The organism is Arthrobacter sp. H20 (genome assembly GCF_000520515.1).
Taxonomy (GTDB): domain Bacteria; phylum Actinomycetota; class Actinomycetes; order Actinomycetales; family Micrococcaceae; genus Arthrobacter_D.
Genome location: NZ_KI914741.1, coordinates 94,663 through 110,185 on the forward strand (window position 1 = coordinate 94,663; position 15,523 = coordinate 110,185).

General features: G+C 62.2%; 17 protein-coding genes and 3 pseudogenes. 6 read left to right on the plus strand and 14 right to left on the minus strand.

Translation table 11 applies throughout. The features are described from left to right. The 4 genes from Y703_RS19830 to rimP all read right to left on the minus strand — a co-directional run. A partial coding sequence (locus Y703_RS19830; RefSeq protein WP_035765035.1) for a translation initiation factor IF-2 N-terminal domain-containing protein occupies positions 1 to 741 on the minus strand: 741 nt, incomplete at its 3' end. Positions 742 to 893: 152 nt separating this feature from the next. After that, the gene (locus Y703_RS21655; protein WP_253908038.1) at positions 894 to 1,145 is read right to left on the minus strand and encodes a YlxR family protein; all 252 of its coding nucleotides are present in this window, start codon (positions 1,143 to 1,145) and stop codon (positions 894 to 896) included. A 146-nt stretch (positions 1,146 to 1,291) separates the two neighbouring features. Beyond that, on the minus strand, positions 1,292 to 2,263 hold the full coding sequence (gene nusA, locus Y703_RS0112780) for a transcription termination factor NusA (protein ID WP_026553012.1): 972 nt from the start codon (positions 2,261 to 2,263) through the stop codon (positions 1,292 to 1,294). After that, positions 2,264 to 2,905: a ribosome maturation factor RimP gene (rimP, locus tag Y703_RS0112785; RefSeq protein WP_026553013.1), complete on the minus strand. Its 642-nt coding sequence runs from the start codon at positions 2,903 to 2,905 to the stop codon at positions 2,264 to 2,266. It lies immediately after the preceding gene. An 87-nt stretch (positions 2,906 to 2,992) separates the two neighbouring features. Here rimP and Y703_RS0112790 point away from each other — a divergent pair, with 87 nt between their 5' ends. From Y703_RS0112790 to Y703_RS0112800, 3 genes are all read left to right on the plus strand, one after another. Then, complete coding sequence (locus Y703_RS0112790) at positions 2,993 to 4,114, plus strand: DUF4439 domain-containing protein (RefSeq protein ID WP_026553014.1); 1,122 nt, start codon at positions 2,993 to 2,995, stop codon at positions 4,112 to 4,114. A gap of 39 nt (positions 4,115 to 4,153) precedes the next feature. Beyond that, positions 4,154 to 4,636, plus strand: coding sequence for a VIT1/CCC1 transporter family protein (locus Y703_RS19835; protein WP_051427563.1), 483 nt, complete (start codon positions 4,154 to 4,156; stop codon positions 4,634 to 4,636). A gap of 136 nt (positions 4,637 to 4,772) precedes the next feature. Further along, entirely contained in the window at positions 4,773 to 5,069 is a 297-nt protein-coding gene (locus Y703_RS0112800; protein ID WP_026553015.1) for a transposase, read from the plus strand. Positions 5,070 to 5,248: 179 nt separating this feature from the next. Here Y703_RS0112800 and Y703_RS19840 read toward each other — a convergent pair whose 3' ends face one another. Next, positions 5,249 to 6,109, minus strand: coding sequence for a tyrosine-type recombinase/integrase (locus Y703_RS19840; protein WP_051427564.1), 861 nt, complete (start codon positions 6,107 to 6,109; stop codon positions 5,249 to 5,251). 241 nt (positions 6,110 to 6,350) lie between these two features. Beyond that, entirely contained in the window at positions 6,351 to 6,995 is a 645-nt protein-coding gene (locus Y703_RS19845; RefSeq protein WP_051427565.1) for a tyrosine-type recombinase/integrase, read from the minus strand. A 53-nt stretch (positions 6,996 to 7,048) separates the two neighbouring features. Here Y703_RS19845 and Y703_RS23155 point away from each other — a divergent pair. Further along, positions 7,049 to 7,177 (plus strand): annotated as a pseudogene (locus Y703_RS23155) (IS481 family transposase); the annotation flags it as partial. 7 nt (positions 7,178 to 7,184) lie between these two features. Here the strand turns inward: Y703_RS23155 and Y703_RS23365 are convergent. The 8 genes and pseudogenes from Y703_RS23365 to Y703_RS23160 form a co-directional block, all read right to left on the minus strand. Beyond that, complete coding sequence (locus Y703_RS23365; protein ID WP_343212904.1) at positions 7,185 to 7,724, minus strand: DUF6611 family protein; 540 nt, start codon at positions 7,722 to 7,724, stop codon at positions 7,185 to 7,187. Next, complete coding sequence (locus Y703_RS0112820; protein ID WP_026553017.1) at positions 7,721 to 8,047, minus strand: cation:proton antiporter; 327 nt, start codon at positions 8,045 to 8,047, stop codon at positions 7,721 to 7,723. The genes Y703_RS23365 and Y703_RS0112820 overlap by 4 nt, the downstream gene beginning before the upstream one ends. After that, positions 8,044 to 8,304: an MrpF/PhaF family protein gene (locus tag Y703_RS0112825; RefSeq protein WP_026553018.1), complete on the minus strand. Its 261-nt coding sequence runs from the start codon at positions 8,302 to 8,304 to the stop codon at positions 8,044 to 8,046. The genes Y703_RS0112820 and Y703_RS0112825 overlap by 4 nt, the downstream gene beginning before the upstream one ends. Continuing rightward, on the minus strand, positions 8,301 to 8,675 hold the full coding sequence (locus tag Y703_RS0112830; RefSeq protein WP_026553019.1) for a Na+/H+ antiporter subunit E: 375 nt from the start codon (positions 8,673 to 8,675) through the stop codon (positions 8,301 to 8,303). The genes Y703_RS0112825 and Y703_RS0112830 overlap by 4 nt, the downstream gene beginning before the upstream one ends. Beyond that, positions 8,672 to 10,183: a monovalent cation/H+ antiporter subunit D family protein gene (locus Y703_RS0112835; RefSeq protein ID WP_026553020.1), complete on the minus strand. Its 1,512-nt coding sequence runs from the start codon at positions 10,181 to 10,183 to the stop codon at positions 8,672 to 8,674. Before Y703_RS0112835 ends, Y703_RS0112830 begins: the two co-directional genes overlap by 4 nt. Continuing rightward, entirely contained in the window at positions 10,180 to 10,551 is a 372-nt protein-coding gene (locus Y703_RS19850; protein WP_081743535.1) for a cation:proton antiporter subunit C, read from the minus strand. Before Y703_RS19850 ends, Y703_RS0112835 begins: the two co-directional genes overlap by 4 nt. Further along, on the minus strand, positions 10,548 to 13,328 hold the full coding sequence (locus Y703_RS19855) for a DUF4040 family protein (protein WP_051427566.1): 2,781 nt from the start codon (positions 13,326 to 13,328) through the stop codon (positions 10,548 to 10,550). Before Y703_RS19855 ends, Y703_RS19850 begins: the two co-directional genes overlap by 4 nt. A gap of 432 nt (positions 13,329 to 13,760) precedes the next feature. Further along, a pseudogene (locus tag Y703_RS23160) lies at positions 13,761 to 13,898 on the minus strand (IS3 family transposase); the annotation flags it as partial. Positions 13,899 to 14,415: 517 nt separating this feature from the next. Here Y703_RS23160 and Y703_RS0112855 point away from each other — a divergent pair. Both Y703_RS0112855 and Y703_RS0112860 read left to right on the plus strand, forming a co-directional pair. After that, positions 14,416 to 15,258 carry a tyrosine-type recombinase/integrase gene (locus tag Y703_RS0112855; RefSeq protein ID WP_253908039.1) on the plus strand — a complete coding sequence of 281 codons (843 nt, stop codon included), beginning with the start codon at positions 14,416 to 14,418 and terminating at the stop codon, positions 15,256 to 15,258. Further along, a pseudogene (locus Y703_RS0112860) lies at positions 15,258 to 15,523 on the plus strand (integrase); the annotation flags it as partial. The gene Y703_RS0112855 and the pseudogene Y703_RS0112860, both read left to right, overlap by 1 nt.

Here is a 15,523-nt window from a genome sequence, read left to right on the forward strand (position 1 = left end):
GCGTGCGGCTCCCGCCGCGGGACGGGGGCCGCCCGCGCCGGCCGCTGGGCGGGGTCCACCCGCGCCTGCAGCTGGACGCTGTCCGCGCTCGTCGTCACGACGTCCGGGACGAGGCATCCCCTGTGAAGGAGCAAACGGGTTGTTACCCGGGCGGGATCCACCAGGGCGATCCCCGTCGCCCCGACCTGAACGAGGCATCCCCTGTGAGGGAGCAAATGGGTTGTTACCTGGCCGCGGCGCTCCGGGGCGGGCACCACCGGGACGCGCGGCGGGTGCCTGCGCCTCGGCTGGCTTGGGTGCTGGCCGGGCGCCCGGCTTGGCTGCTGGCGGCCCTTCCTGGGCAGTCGTCTCAGCCGCGGGAGCCTGCGGCGCTGCTGCAGGCTCCGGAGACGTTGCGGGAGTGTCCTGGTGTTCCTTCTCAGGTGCCTTCGGCGCAGGCGCTGCCGGTGTGGCAGGCTTCGCCGTGGCGGTTTTCGGCGGGGCCGGTGTGGAGGACGCCAGGTTTGAGGGGGCCGGAGCAGCTGATGCCGGGGCAGCCTTGGCCGGTGCCGCTTCGGCTGCTGGCGGCTTGGCCGCAGCCGAAGCATCGGGGAATGCGCCGCGAAGTTTCTTCACGACTGGTGCCTCAATGGTTGATGAAGCGGAACGGACGAATTCGCCCAGTTCCTGCAGTTTGGCTACTGCATCTTTCGAAGTAATTCCGAGCTCTTTGGCGAGCTCGTGTACGCGGACCTTAGCCACATTTCTCCTGTCTCGGTCCGCACCGAGTCAGGCACGAACCGTCTAATTCCTACTGCAGACCACAGCTGCCGGGGCAACTGAAAAGCCGATTGCAAAGCTCAACAGATTGTTCATCGTTGGGCACTCATCGCTGGGTACTCATCGGGAATCCATCAGTTTTCTGACCCGCTTTCAGGGAGGACGGTTTGTTTGGGGTGGCTCCGTAGCGAAGCTTCCTTGAGTGAGTGGAGCCGATCCTCGACGTGGCGAGTTTCAACCTGGCCCCGAAAAGCACGGTTGAACGCACCGCGTTTGAGGGCCTGCTCCAGACACGCCGGCTGGGGGTGCAACCACGCACCTCTGCCGGAGAGTCGGCGACGATCGTCAATCAGCACGGCGTTGAGGCCGTCTGGATTTCCTTTCACCAACCGCAGCAAAACAGCCTGGTCATCACGCTTCCGGCAACCAACACAGGTTCGAATAACTGTTTGTCGGGATGGCAATGACCTAAGCCTCTTCCATTCTAGCGCCTATCAGCTGGCAGGACTGCATCTGCTGCGCAACCTGGTGCTCAGGCCTTGGCAGCGTCAGAGACGATGTCGATGCGCCAACCGGTCAGCTTCGCCGCCAGCCGGGCGTTCTGGCCCTCTTTGCCGATGGCGAGCGAAAGCTGATAGTCGGGAACAACCACACGGGCCGATCGGGTGCCCTCATCGGTGATCGTCACTGATGAGACCCGCGATGGAGACAGCGAGCTGGCGATGAAGGTAGCCGGATCATCACTGTAGTCAACGATGTCGATCTTCTCGTCGTTGAGCTCGTTCATTACGGCCCGCACCCGGGAACCCATCTCCCCGATACACGCCCCCTTAGCGTTGACCCCCGGAACCTGGGCCCTGACGGCAATCTTGGTGCGGTGCCCGGCCTCGCGGGCGAGGGCCACGATCTCGACCGTGTGGTCGGCGATCTCGGGCACTTCCAGTTCGAAGAGTTTGCGGACGAGCCCCGGGTGTGACCGGGACAGGGTAATCGACGGGCCCTTCAAGCCGCGGTGAACGTCGACGACGAACGCGCGCAACCGTGCTCCGTGCAGGTACTTCTCCCCGGGGACTTGCTCCGGTGGTGGGAGCAGCGCTTCAACGGATCCGAGATTGACCTGGATCATGTGCGGGTTGGTGCCTTGCTGGATCATGCCAGCGACCAGCTCACCCTCTTTGCCGCGGAACTCACCGAGAATGTTGTCGTCCTCGGCATCGCGGAGTCGCTGCAGGATGATCTGGCGGGCAGTGCTGGCGGCGATCCTGCCAAACCCGGTAGGGGTGTCGTCGAACTCTCCGACCGGCGCGCCGTCGTCGTCGATTTCGGTGGCCCAGATGGTGACGTGGCCGCTCTTGCGATCCAGCTCCGCGCGTGCAGTCTCCTGCGACCCGGCAGTCTTGTGGTAAGCCACCAGCAGCGCCTGCTCGATAGTGGGAATGAGCAGCTCCAGCGGGATCTCCCGCTCTCGTTCCAGCAGCCGTAGCGCACTCATATCAATATCCATTTAGGCCTCCGAAGCTGGGTGTGTAGTGGTGGGGCGGGCATCATCGTGGCTGCCTTCATTCCCGGTGTCGTCAAGATGCGCAAACTCGACCTGCACTGTGCCTTTACGGATGTCAGTGAACAGCAGAGTCAGGGCTTCGCCCGTTTTGGGCTTCATCCCCTTTTTCACGGGTAGTTGGGGGGTCAGCCGAACAGCGTCGTCGGTGACCTGCAGGAGCCGACCGGTCACGTCGTCGCCTTTGGACGGACGGACAGTAATCATCCGACCCACGTTGCGCCGCCAGTGGCGAGGCTCGGTGAGCGGACGGGATACCCCTGGTGAGGAGACTTCGAGGCTGTAGGGTCGCCCGTGGTCGTGCGGGTCAGCGTCCATTGCGAGCGAGACGTCATGGGCCACATCCGAGATCAGATCGAGATTGACGGAACCGGTCTGATCCTCCGGCAGGTCAACGACAACGTTCACTGTGCGCTCGGACCCGGCGGATTTGATCTCTACCGCCTCCAGAAAGAGACCGTGCTGCTCGACAGTGGGCAGGAGCAGTGCCGTCAGCCTGACCGATTCGAGCTGGTTGTCCGCTTCATGCGCCTGTTGCTGCAGCGTGCTTGCCGCAGGCGGACTGTCATTGCCCGGCCGAACCGCCATTACTGCCTCCCACTCGATGATGTTGTAGCTCTAGGGTACCGACTTTACGACGTGTGCAGTGTATCGACTGCCCAAGGGACGGGGATCATGACATCATCAACGGTTGTGAAGGATTCTGCTACCCTCCGGCGTTCCGCCCGCCGCAGCATCGTGCGATCGTTCGTTCGATGGACCGTCCGGACGCTGGGACTTCTGCTGACCTTCACTCTGGTGATTGGTCTCGGTGTGAATCTGGACGACCCTGAGGATGAGGCCCCCCCGCCGCTGTCCTTCACCGAGGAAGCACAATTGGGTGCTGAGGCCCGGGCCACCGACCTGGCTATAGCGGCAATGGCGCTCTCCGAAGCCATTTCCGCTGACACTCCCGGGTCAGCTCTGGGCGGCACTTACTCAGTCACCGCAGGCATCCTGCAGGAACAGGCAGACGCCCTGAGACACCCGCTGCTCTCCGGTCAGGCGGCGACTGCGACAGACGCCGCTGGGAACACTTTTCCTGGCTCCTCATCCACCGGGGCTGGCGCCACAGCCGAGGCATCCTCTCCCTCAGCAACGCCACCTCTCCCGCCAGCACCAACGCCGACCAGTTTCGTGGCGGACCTGTTCAGCTCTGCCCAGCGAAACCTTGACTCAGCGGTGACTGCCGAGCCTGGGATTGCACGGTTGCTCGCGTCGGTGGGCGCCAGCCAGCGTCATCAGGCATTGACGCTGGCTGGGCTACAGGATCTGGTGTCTCCACCATTGGAGCCGTTGCCAGCAGCCGCCGCCCCAACGGCCCGGGCGGACTGTGCCGGATCCGCATCGCAGGAGAGCCCCAAGGCTGCACGACTGGCCGAGGCGGTGTCTGCAGAACATCAGTCGGCATACGCGTACGAGGTTGCAGCGGCCCGCACCCCCGACCCGGCGCCCCTGACCGAGCGGGCCGAGAATCACGCGAGTGCGGCAGCGGCAGGCGAAGAGCTCCGGGAAGGTGTCGCCTGCGCGCCGCTCCAGCCCCGGTTCCCAGCCTTCGACCTCGACGCCGGATTCATCGATGATCCGGCGACGACGCTCACCGCCCTCGACACGGCACTGGTGTCCATGTACGCCGATCTAGTGGGACTCACCGACGGGGCAGCACGGCTCTGGGCGCTTCAACGATTCAGCGACATTGCTGACCATCGACACCCGGCCACCAACTCCGCTGAGGCGTTTCCCGGCATTGGCGAGTGATCAGGCTAAGGATAGCCAACATGGACCAGTCCGGCACGGGTGGAACAGCGGGAACTGGAGGCTCAGGAGTTACCGCCGCAGCGCTCCACAGCGACGAACCACACCGCGGGCGTGGCGGCACTCGTCGGCGGCGCCGATCTTGCTGCCATGCATCAACGGCACGGACTCAACCCTGCCACAGCTCGCACCGTCGCCATCGAACTGACCAGCCACGACGCGCTGGCAGCCCACCCCGATGCTGAGTTGGGCACCAAGGGAACCGACGTCGTGAGCGCCTGGAATGCTGCGTTCGCACCCGCCGCCGCTTTCATCCTCGGCGCCATGCTGCCCCTCCTGGCCACCCTGCTTCCACCGCTTGAGTGGCGCGTCCCCTCCATATTCGTTGCAGTACTGGTTGCGTTGTCAATCGCCGGAGCCGTGGGAGCAGCCATTGGTGCCGGGTCCAGGGTCCGAGCGCCGCTGCGGGTGGTCGCCGGGGGCGCGTTGGCCTTGGCAGCCACTTTCCCGGCTCATCGCAATTGAAGGTGTAGGTGGGGTCTGAAGCCGTCAGATCCTGGTAGGAATCGGGCGATGTAGTCGGTGAGGTTGGACTGCTGTGGAGATTGAGGACAGTGGGCCCTCTTAAAATGGGGGTTCTACTGAACGTGAGACCAGCAGCATGTCTGCATCAAGACCACGCTGTTCGTATACGCAGGACTTCAAGGATGAGCTCTGCCGTGAAGTCATCAGCACGTCCAAGCCGGTGGTGGATGTGGCCAAGTCCTATGGCATTGGCGCCGAGACCCTGCGCCGTTGGCTGATCAAGTACCGGGAAACCCACAACAGTCCTGATGCCGCGGCGACCGGAGCCGAGCTGGCCAGGCTGAAGGCGCTTGAGAAGGAAAATCAGGAGCTGCTGGCGGAGAATCTGTTCTCGAATTATCCTGATGTCCGGATTATGCCGATGTTTGCCTGACCCCGCAGTTCAGGGCCGGATGGGTGCTGGAATGTTCGGCATAATCACTCAGAGGTTTTCCAGGAATTTCAGCAGGGTGTCTAGCGTCCGGGTGTGGTGTCCGGCGGTGCGGTCCGGTCCAGCGCCCGTTGCTTGATGCCGAGGTCGGCGTGCAGGTATGCCTGGGTCGATTCAAAGGATTAGTGGCCCAGCCAGAGGGAAATGGTGGTGGTGTCGATGCCCGCGGCGAGCCTCCGCATAGCGTTGGTGTGCCTGAGGACGTGCGGGGTAACGGTTTTGTTGCCAGCGTTGGGCAGGTGGTGGCCGCAGCTCTCGTATGGACGCAGAGCCGTTGTGCGATCGCGTCGGTTGTCATCGGCCGGCTGCTGCCTTGGGCGGTGAAGGCAGCGGACGCGGGAGCCGGTGACAGGTTTTCCTCGTACCAGGCCTGCAGGACCAGGACCAGGGCCGTGGCGGCGTCCAGCGGCGTGATCCGCTCTTTGCGGCCTTTGCCGTGGGAGGCAACGTGCGCCGGGCGGGCCAGCTGGAGATCGGCCCATGTAAGGTGTGTGAGTTCTGAGATCCGTAAGGCCGGTGGTGATCAATGTCAGGATAATCAGCCTGTCGCTCTTGCCGACCCACCGGGCTTCGGGCGGGGCCGCGAGCAGGGCGTCGACCTCGGCGTCCGTGCGGTAGCTGATCTGTGTTTTGGGTGCGTTCTTGGCCCGGATAGCCAGCACCCGTCTGATTAGGTCCGCATGCTCGGGATGCTGGTACGCGGAATAGCCGAAGAACGCGTGGCTGGCCGCGAGCCGGGCGTTTCTGGTCGCGGGACTGTTGCCCCTGACTGTTTCCAGATAGGTCAGGAATCCGCTGACCGTCTCAGCGTCGAGGTCGGTGAAATCGGCGGCGGCCGGGCGGCGGTGCCGGTGATCTCCGAGGTAGGCCAGCAGCAGCCGCCAGGTGTCCCGGTAGGCCGCGACCGTGTGGGCGCTGGCGCCTCGCTGGCCGCTCAGGTAGGTGGTGAAAAAGGATTTCAGGGTGGGGGCGAGGTGGCTCATGATAGGAGCTTCCCGTGGGTTTGTGCGGTCTGGACTCTTTGGGTTACCAGGGCTAGCAGTTCGGGGGTAGAGCTTAGATACCAGTAGGTGCTGGCCGGGCTGACGTGGCCGAGATAGGTCGCCAAGACAGCGATCCGGGCGTCGGCGTCAGCGCCGTCACGGTAGGCCTCGGTAAGAGATTCGGTGGCGAAGGTGTGACGGAGATCGTGCAGGCGTGGCGCCCCGATCCCGGGTCGGGGCGTCAGGCCAAGGGTCGGGCCAAGGGTCGGGCCAGGGACCGGAATGCTGTCTGCAGGTTTCCAGTGTGAGGGCGGGTACCGATATAGGTGAGGAAGAACGCGTCCGGGTCGCGGGCCGTGACTAGGTCCCGGCTCGCGCTTAGATAGTGGCCCAGTGCACCGGCCGTGCTCGGGTGCAGCGGGACCAGACGTCCCTTCCTGTATTTGCCGGTCACTGTGATCACGCCAGCGCCCAGATCGAGATCTTCCAAGTTCAGGGCCAGGGCTTCCCCGATCCGCATGCCGGTGGCAGCCATCAGCCCGATCACCGTGGACACCGTCAGCCCCCGGGCTGGCGGGCCCGGACTGAGTGCGGCGTCCATCAGCTCAACTGTTCGCAGTGGCGTGTAGATGTACGGAATCGCATGAACGACCTTCGAAGGTATCAGCCCGGCCGGGATGATCGGGGCCAGTGCGGGATTCTGTGTGTGAACATAGGCGGCAAAGCCGCGGACCGCGGTCGCTTCAACCGTGGTTGCTCCCTGGCCGGCGGTTTCGGGGCTGAGCAGAAAATTGGTGATCAGCCCCTCGTGCGCATGCAGGGTGGCGCCCATCTGCCGGCGCAGCCGCAGATACTCCTGCTCATAGCCGGTCAGAACCGTGGTCATCGGACTCGCCTGGGAACGGTGCCTGATCCGGGGGTGCCTTTTCAGCACGCGGCCAGCCCTACACCTCTGAGGCCCAGCGTGTTGCCGCTTTCCCGGCCTGGCTGCACCACTACAATCACAACCGAGGCCACACCTCACTTAAAAGTCAGGCACGAGCAAGCCGCGTGACCAACCTCCGTGGTTACACACCTAGGGATCCTGTGAACTCAGTTCCGCAAAAGTGGTGGACCAGACCTGCTGGTATTCGTCCCAGGAAATCTCCCCGCTCTCGAGTTGCTGCTCCACCATGTGGAGCTCAATGAATAGCCCACGAACGAAGCTATAGCGAAAATCATCCTCGATGTCTGACCCGATACCCGATCTGCGCGCCGAGATGAAAGCCGTGTGTCCTGTCACCGGAGCTGAGATACGAGTCAGGGCAACCCAGACAAACATCAACAGGATGAGCGGTCCCGCGCCAGCGACGATTAGCGAAATGTCCGCGATGATCACTGCAGACGGTGCGGTGACCGCCGTGCCCACCACTGTAAATCGCGGCCACGTTCGGGTGAGGTGCGCACATCGTCGGAGAACTCGCGACGACTCGGGTGGGTAGAGAGAAAGGTGAATCGATTCGCTGCCATAGCGACCCGTGCTGGTGGAAACATACCCCCACCGATAGCGTCCCTCAAATATCCAACGGAGCCAGCTTCGGGAGGACAAAAGATCAGATGGCTGCACCCTGCTCACCTCCGTGGTTCGAGGTCGTTGTACAGGGAGCGCTGCACCTTCGCCCCGGTGAGATAAGCCGAACGAGCGATCGCGATACTTCCGATCGCCGACGTCGCAAGTTGCAAGCCAATAATCAACAGCACTTTGACCGTGTCCGTAACGGTTGGCTGCATAAGGAGAGCGCCGACAACCACGAGGACGATGCCCAGCCCGCCGGCAGTACCGACAGCCGAGATGCGCGTGTAAGGGTCAAAGAAACGAATGATGCCAAGGGCAGCGGAGGCGAAGAGCAGCGCCCCAAGGATCACAAAAACAGTTCCAGCGAGATCGAGAAAAGTCATCGTTTACCTCGGGTGAGAATGCGGGCGAGGGACAGTGCGCTCAGGAATCCGACGAATGATGCAACCAAGACGATGTCGAAGGTTGCGGGGCTGTCGGAACGAACTCCGAAGAGGGCAATGAGGCCAATTGTCCCGAACAGAAGGAGATCTCCGGCTATCACCCGATCGGCTTCGGATGGTCCTTTGACGATGCGATAAGTGGAGGCGAGGCAGGCGATAAAGATGATCGCGATACCGATGTCGAGACCCAACGTCATGACTGATCTCCTCTCCGCCGGAACGCTCTGAGCATTCGCGACTCCATGTCGAGTAGCTCCTCGCGGAGATGGTCGGCGTCTGGCGAGTACATGGCGTGCACGAACAAGATCTTCGCGCCCGGGCGTTCGTCGTCGTCGTCGTCGATAGTTGTTCCCACGGTGAGGGTGCCCGGGGTTAGGGTAATCATGGAAGCGAGCAACGTAATCTCGGCATCCGTCCGGCACCGGGTGACGAACCTGGCAAGGCCTGGGGTGGAATTTTGCCCGGGAGTAAGGTTGTCCCACACCACCGCGACGTTCGAGACCACGATCTCCTTGACAAACCACAGGGCCAGGGCGAGTAGCCGGAACGGCCAGCTGATCCAACTCATGATCCCTTCACCGCCTCCGTGTAGGCAGTTGTGTCGAGCAGTCCAGCAGCGGCAACTTCAGCCAGCGCCAGCAACCCTTCCGCGCCGAGCCCCAACCCAGTCGTCACCACGGCCAGGATGAGCGCCGGAGCCGCCAATCCGATCCCGATTCGACTCTTCGGCGGCGCCGTAAAAGAAGTGCCACCACCAAGTGTTGATGATTCATCCGGCAGTTCTCCCCAGAAGACACCCGACCAGATCTTCAGCATCGACAGGAGCGTAATTAGGGAGACTGCGAGCATCGCGATCACTACCGCAACCTGCCCGGCCTCGAATGAGGCCATCACGATAGCGAATTTCGCAACGAAGCCGGAAAAGGGTGGAAGCCCTGCCATCGATAGCGCGGCAATGAAGAATACGACAGCAATCAGCGGCTCCCTCTTCGCCATGCCGCCGAGGTTCTTAAGCGCTCCCGACCCATAGCGCACCTCAATCGCACCGGTGGAGAGAAACAGCGCAGCCTTGACGAACATGTGATGCAGCAGATAGAAGATTCCAGCGGTCAGGCCTGCCAGGGTAAACAAGGCGACGCCCATCAGGATGTACCCGATTTGAGAGACCATGTGGAAGGACAAAATGGAGGGTGTGGTGGTCTCCCCCACAGCGGCCAACACACCAATGATCATCGTGACTGTGAACAGCGCCACACCGATTCCGAGGAACCGGTCGTCACCTTCAAACAGTTGCGCGTACAGCCTGTAGATGGCATAGATGGCCACCTTGGTGTGCAAGCCCGAGAAGAGCGCTGTGACGGCTGGCGAGGTGGAGGGATACGAACGGGCAAGCCAGCCGTACACCGGAACAATCGCAGCCTTCATCATGAGCGCGAACAGACAAACTCCGGCTGCGGCCGCGATCGCCGGGGAGTCATGCGCAGCACCTGCGAGCTCAGCAAGATTGACTGTACCAGCGGTCCCATAGACGAAGGCGACCCCAGCCAGAAAGATGGTTGACGCCAGCAGGTTGACGGTCGCGTACACGCGAGCCCCGACGATCTGCCGGATACCACCTTTTCCGGGAGGAGCGAGCACCAGCAGCGCGTACGAAGGCAGCAGCATGACCTCGATGAAGACAAAGAGGTTGAACAGATCCGCGGTAAGCAGCGCCCCGTTTACCCCGCCCAGCAGGACCAGGACCAACGGGGCAAAGAACCGGCCCTCCGCGGTTCCTGCAGCGATCGCGAAAAGGGAACAAACGGCGGTGAGCAGCCCGGTCGCACTGATCATCAGCGCCGTAAACATATCGGCGACGAGTGGGATGGCGACACCGACCGGCCAGGCTCCCACTCCGGCGGCGATGGGGCCCGACGCGGAGACCTCCACGATCAGGATCCCGCCGACCACCATGGAGCTGATTGCCGAAACCATGAGCACGTTTGCCTGCAGCCGGGGACGGCGCCCCAGGGCGAGCAGCAGGGCCGCCGTCAAAAGCGGGATGACCGCGACGAATGGCAGGAGTAGTCCACTCATCGGATGACCTCGGTCGGTGGTGTGTCTTCGCGGATTCGGGTGGGCTCGTCGTCGCCCTCATCACCGGTGGTGGTGTCGTCGTCGCGCTGCCCCACGATCGCCAGGGTCAGCAAGTAGATGGTGATGGAGAACGCGATCACGATTGCCGTGAGCACGAACGCCTGGGGCAACGGATCGGCGACCCCCTCAGTGGTTTCAAAGGTTCCGAACGGGGCAGTCCGGCCGCTGGTGCCTCCGGCTGCCATCAGGATCAGGTTCACGGCATGGCCGAGAAGTACGAACCCGAGGATGACGCGGATCAGTTCACGGCGCTGCATCAGGTAGACGGCTCCTGTGACAAGCAGCGCAGCGGAGATGGCCAAAGTCATGAGTGGCTTCCTTCCTTGATGCCTGGCGCATCGGAGTCGGTCGGATCAGTCGGGAGGGGGGCTGGGTGTTGGCGCACACCCAGCAGGTTGAGAGCTGCGAGAATGAATCCAATAACTGTCAGGTACACGCCGACGTCGAATATTAAGGCGCTGGTCAGTTTGAGCCCCAAAATTTCGAACTGGAGGGGCTGGAGGAACGACCCTTCGAGATAACCGACGAAGCCCACCAGAGCGGCGATGGCGACACCAAGCCCGATCAGGAGCAGGTACGGCCACCGGCTTCGTGCTGCCTCATCGGAGTGAGCTGCCAGGTAAAGGAGGGCGAAGCCTGCGCCTGCCACCAGTGCGGCGATGAATCCGCCGCCCGGTTCCTGATGTCCACGCCAGAGCAGTATCAGGGAAATAACGATCGTCAAAGGTCGCGCCCACCGGATGAAGGCGCGGGCAAAGACGGAGTTGTGGTGCGCGTCAGCTAGCGGTGATTCCTCATCGATGTGAACATCGTCAGCAGGTTTCTCGACGGTCCGACGGGCCGACAGAATAACGGCGATAGCGACACCGGCAATTCCGAGGACTGCTAGTTCGCCCAGTGTGTCCAGTGCCCGAAAATCGACCAGGATGGTGTTAACGATGTTCGCGCCACCGGTTTCAGTTTCGCCATTGCGCAGATAGTACTCAGCGACGGGGGAAAGCTCGCGGCGCCCGGTGAAGGCGAGGGTTGCCGCTAGTGTCGCCACGCCCGCGGCAACGGCGACCCCCAGGGAAGAGATCCGGCGTCGTCTGGTGTCTTTGGAGAATTTGCGGGGCAGCCTTCGCAGGACGAGTACCAGCACGCAAATGGTCAGGATTTCGACAAGGAGTTGGGTCAGTGCCACGTCGGCGGCACCGAGCCAGAAGAACCAGAGGGTCATTGCGAATCCGATAACCCCGATGACGACAATTGCCGCAACCCGAGTGCGCGCGAGCACGGTTGCGACTGTGCCGACCAAAACCAGGGTGACAAGAATCCAGTCCAAGGGGTGTGTGGGGTTTCCTACGACCTGCGGCAAGGGGCCCAGGGCGTTCGCCGACAGTGCGGCGATCCCGACAAGGCACACCATTGGAATCATCAGGTGTCTGCGCGGGGCGTCTCCCCCGCTCAATCTGCTGACTGTTTCGCCGCACCGGATGATTCCGGCCCTGGTCCCGTCCACAACGTTCAGGGCGCGTACAGGTGAGTGAATGCGTCGGGTCAGCCTGAACACGTTCCGTCGGAATAGGATCAGAACGGTTCCCGAGGCTATCGCAACCGCCGAAAGCGCAAGGGGAGCGTTCAGCCCATGCCATAGTTCAAGGGTCACGCCCACCTCGGCCCCTGCCGAACTGGATGTCGCGTCCCCAACAACCTGGTCCAGCAGCCCCGGCGCGACACCCAGTACTAGCCCGCCGACGGCTCCCAGCGCCGGAACCATCCAGAACAAGGATGCTGCTTCCCTGACACCGTGGCCAGACCGTCCGCCCAGGGCGCCGAGCACAAAACGTCCGGCATAGGCTAATGTCAGCACAGCAGTTGTCACTCCGGCTATGGTCACGACGACCGGAACCCAGCCGTGCCCTGGGGTCTCAAGGAACGCGGCGAACATTGACTCCTTGCTGACAAAGCCGAGCAGCGGCGGAACGCCGGCCATCGATAAGGCGGCGATGGCCGCGATGCTAACCGTCACCGGCATGCGGACATGCAACGCCGCGAGCTTTCGGATGTCCCGGGTGCCGGCTCGGTGGTCAATAATCCCGACCACCATGAAGAGGACAGCTTTGAAGAGCGCATGAGCGACCGTGTGGACCACCGCCGCCTTCAGGGCCGCCGGTGTGCCGATGCCAATCAGCAGCACCAACAGGCCGAGCTGGCTAGTCGTCGAGTAGGCCAGTAGCTCTTTCAAGTCAGTACGCTGCAACGCTGCGAACCCACCAACCAGAGCAGTGATCGCACCGCTGGTGATCAGGAGGGTGGACCACAGAGGGTGCCCGCTCAGAACCGGCGAGAAGAGGAGCAGGAGGTAGATGCCGGCCTTGACCATGGCGGCAGCGTGCAGGTACGCGCTGACCGGCGTAATGGCGACCATGGAATCAGGCAGCCATCCCTGGAAAGGGAACTGCGCGGATTTGGTAAACGCCGCCACCGCGAGAAGTGATGCGACCCAAGCGGTGAGGGCTGGATCGTCGGTCCAAAAGGGATCGTCGAGTATCGCGCCGATGCGGGTTGTTCCTGCCGCCACTGACATGGTGACTGCCGCGCCCAACAGGGCGAGTCCGCCGAGGGCGGTGACCAACAGCGTACGGATCGCCGGCTCCCTGGCGTTGTCGCCCGAGCGTGCGATCAGAAAGAACGAGCAGAGGGTGGTCGCTTCCCAGGCGACGAACAGCAGCACCACATCGTCGGCCAGAACCAGCAACAACATGGCCAGTGCGAAAACGTTCATCAGAACGTAAAAACCCGTTTGGTCGCTCCGCGCGAGATAGCGCGCCGAATAAACCAGCACAGCTGCTCCGACCACCGTCACCAGTAGCCCGAACAGCAGACTAAGACCGTCTAGGCGCAAGGCGAACGTGACGCCGAGCGAAGGGATCCAGGACCATACCTGCTCGGTGACACCGCGGTCAGCGGCGGCAACCAGAAGCCCAGCGGCTCCGAGAAGCGGCAATGCCAACAGATAACCGAGATTGCGGCGAAGCTGCCGACCGAAAAAGGCCGCCGCCACGCATCCCGTTAGGGTCAACGCTAAGGATTCGAGGATCATAAATCCACCTTTGAAACGATCCGATAGGGAAACTCGAACCGTGCACCAAGGTGCTCACCGGTGGCGCTCGGCGCTGGCAGGTGATGGTTCGGCGTTAGACGTCGAACAGCCTCGGTGAGGCACCCGCGAGGATAGCGCCCCAAGTGGAGAGGTAGCCGTTTGTACCAGAATGGTTCGTCACCCAGGACGTAGGCGTGAAGCCGATCGTCGGAAGCTGGATTCGTGGGGGCACCCCTCCAGTGTACTGCAGGTCACACCCTAGCCGCATGTGCACGGGGCCAGGTTACGACCAAGGTCCCGGCCCTACCCCCGATACTGGTGAAATCGATGTATTTGTTCTCAGCGGTATTCGATGGGTAGTTCGGTAGTGCTGGATGGCCTGTGGGGCGGGCAACCGATGCTGGACGAAGGCGCAAGGGTTTGTTGAGCAACCTTGAACAAGGAGTTCAGGGCCTCGGCCATGGCGTTGTCGTAGCTATCACCCTTGGCACCGACTGAGCCGACTGCTTCGGACTCGGCGAGTCTTTCGGTGTAGCGGATGGCCCGATACTGCACTCCTCTGTCGCTGTTAAGCCGAATTCGGCTTGATTCCGGTTATGCCGAGGAAAACGTTAAGCCGAGTTTGGTGCGTTTGCCTTTGTGATTCGGGGGTCTTGGTCCCGTTCCTCGGCTTAATATTGCGGTCTGGCCTGTCTTGTATCCATGTTCCTAGCGGAAGGACAAGGCTATGGATACGACAGTCGCGGTCATCGGAGATGTTGTTGTAGCCGCGTTGGAGGACGCTGGTTACCTGCAGTCCACGATTGGCCAGGTTCGCAAGTCCATCAGGTGGCTGGGTGTTCTGGCCAAGAAACATGATGGCGTTTACATCAGTGAGTTGGGTGCGGAGTTCGCCTCGATGACAACGAGCCCGCGGACCGGCAGGTACAGTTCCCAGCGACATACCGATTATGGCCGGCTGGTGTGGTTGTTCGACTCGTACGTGCTCACCGGGACCGTGGATCTTTCTATGAGGCCCCGCGGTCAGCAGAAGCAAGGACCCAGCAGCCCGGAATTCTCCGAGCTGTTGGCTGCGTGGTGTCATGACATGGATCAGCGTGGTTTGGCACGTTCCACCCAAAACTGTTTCGGAGGGTTGGCCTGCGAGTATCTGAACTATTTGGAGGCTGGCGGGATTTCCTCGTGGGAGGCCGCCGACGGGGCCAGCGTCCTGGGATTCCTCGAATCTCTTCGGACCCGGTGGGCTGAATCAAGCATGTGGTCGGCCGTGGCCAGCTTCCGGCCGTTCCTGAAATTCACAAACCGCACGGACCTGCTCGATGCTCTGGCTTTGGCCAGGGCCAGGCGCCACCATGAAATCGTTCCATTGCTCGCGCCCGGAGTCGAACGGCAAGTCGTTGGCACCTGCCAGGAAGGTCTGGTTTCGGCACGGGACGCGGCGATTACCTTGCTGTCGCTGGCCACGGGTTTACGTGCTTGCGATATCCGCGGCCTGCGGCTAGGGGATATCGATTGGCGGGGCGGCACGGTGGGGATCGTGCAGCAAAAGACGGGGAACCCGTTGACCCTGCCGTTACCGCCCTTGATTCTGGCTAACCTTGCGCGGTACGTGCTCGAGGAGCGGCCGGCCTCCGATGCAGATGAGGTGTTCTTGAGGCTGAAGGCCCCGCATGTTGCCTTGACAGATCATGCGTCGATTTACGTGATCGTCAACAAGGTCTTCCGTGTCTCCGGGGTGGAAGATGTGAAGGTTGGAACGCGGGCCCTGCGCTATAACGCGGCATCCAGGCTGTTGCGTGCGGGAACCGCTTTGCCGACGATCTCAGCGGTGCTTGGCCATGCTCATGCAGACTCGACCAACGTGTATCTGAGCACGGATGCCGAACACCTCCGCTTGTGTGTCCTTCCTCTGCCGGAAGGGGCATGGTGATGCGCAAGCACGAATTCACCAGTGTGTTCGCGCAGGAACTGAGGAGGTATCTTGCCTTCAAGCAGAGCATGGGCTGCTACGGCGCATCGCGGATCTGGTACCTGCGTAGCTTCGACACGTACTGCACCGAACACGCTGTGAGGGCTTTTGACCGGCAAGCCATCGAGGGTTGGGTCATCTTCAAGAAGTCCTCCCAGCCAGGGTCGAGCCCATCCTGGATGTCATACATCAGGGACTTCGGCCGCTGGATGCTCACCCACGGCAC

Coding starts and splice junctions, on each gene's coding strand:
- Y703_RS19855 (WP_051427566.1), bottom strand. CDS start 13,328: ATGATCCTCGAATCCTTAGCGTTGACCCTAACGGGATGCGTGGCGGCG.
- Y703_RS19840 (WP_051427564.1), bottom strand. CDS start 6,109: ATGAGCCACCTCGCCCCCACCCTGAAATCCTTTTTCACCACCTACCTG.
- Y703_RS0112820 (WP_026553017.1), bottom strand. CDS start 8,047: ATGACTTTTCTCGATCTCGCTGGAACTGTTTTTGTGATCCTTGGGGCG.
- Y703_RS0112835 (WP_026553020.1), bottom strand. CDS start 10,183: ATGAGTGGACTACTCCTGCCATTCGTCGCGGTCATCCCGCTTTTGACG.
- rimP (WP_026553013.1), bottom strand. CDS start 2,905: ATGGCGGTTCGGCCGGGCAATGACAGTCCGCCTGCGGCAAGCACGCTG.
- Y703_RS0112855 (WP_253908039.1), top strand. CDS start 14,416: ATGGATCAGCGTGGTTTGGCACGTTCCACCCAAAACTGTTTCGGAGGG.
- Y703_RS19845 (WP_051427565.1), bottom strand. CDS start 6,995: ATGACCACGGTTCTGACCGGCTATGAGCAGGAGTATCTGCGGCTGCGC.
- Y703_RS0112830 (WP_026553019.1), bottom strand. CDS start 8,675: ATGAGTTGGATCAGCTGGCCGTTCCGGCTACTCGCCCTGGCCCTGTGG.
- Y703_RS0112790 (WP_026553014.1), top strand. CDS start 2,993: ATGACATCATCAACGGTTGTGAAGGATTCTGCTACCCTCCGGCGTTCC.
- Y703_RS19850 (WP_081743535.1), bottom strand. CDS start 10,551: ATGACTTTGGCCATCTCCGCTGCGCTGCTTGTCACAGGAGCCGTCTAC.
- Y703_RS0112825 (WP_026553018.1), bottom strand. CDS start 8,304: ATGACGTTGGGTCTCGACATCGGTATCGCGATCATCTTTATCGCCTGC.
- nusA (WP_026553012.1), bottom strand. CDS start 2,263: ATGGATATTGATATGAGTGCGCTACGGCTGCTGGAACGAGAGCGGGAG.
- Y703_RS0112800 (WP_026553015.1), top strand. CDS start 4,773: ATGTCTGCATCAAGACCACGCTGTTCGTATACGCAGGACTTCAAGGAT.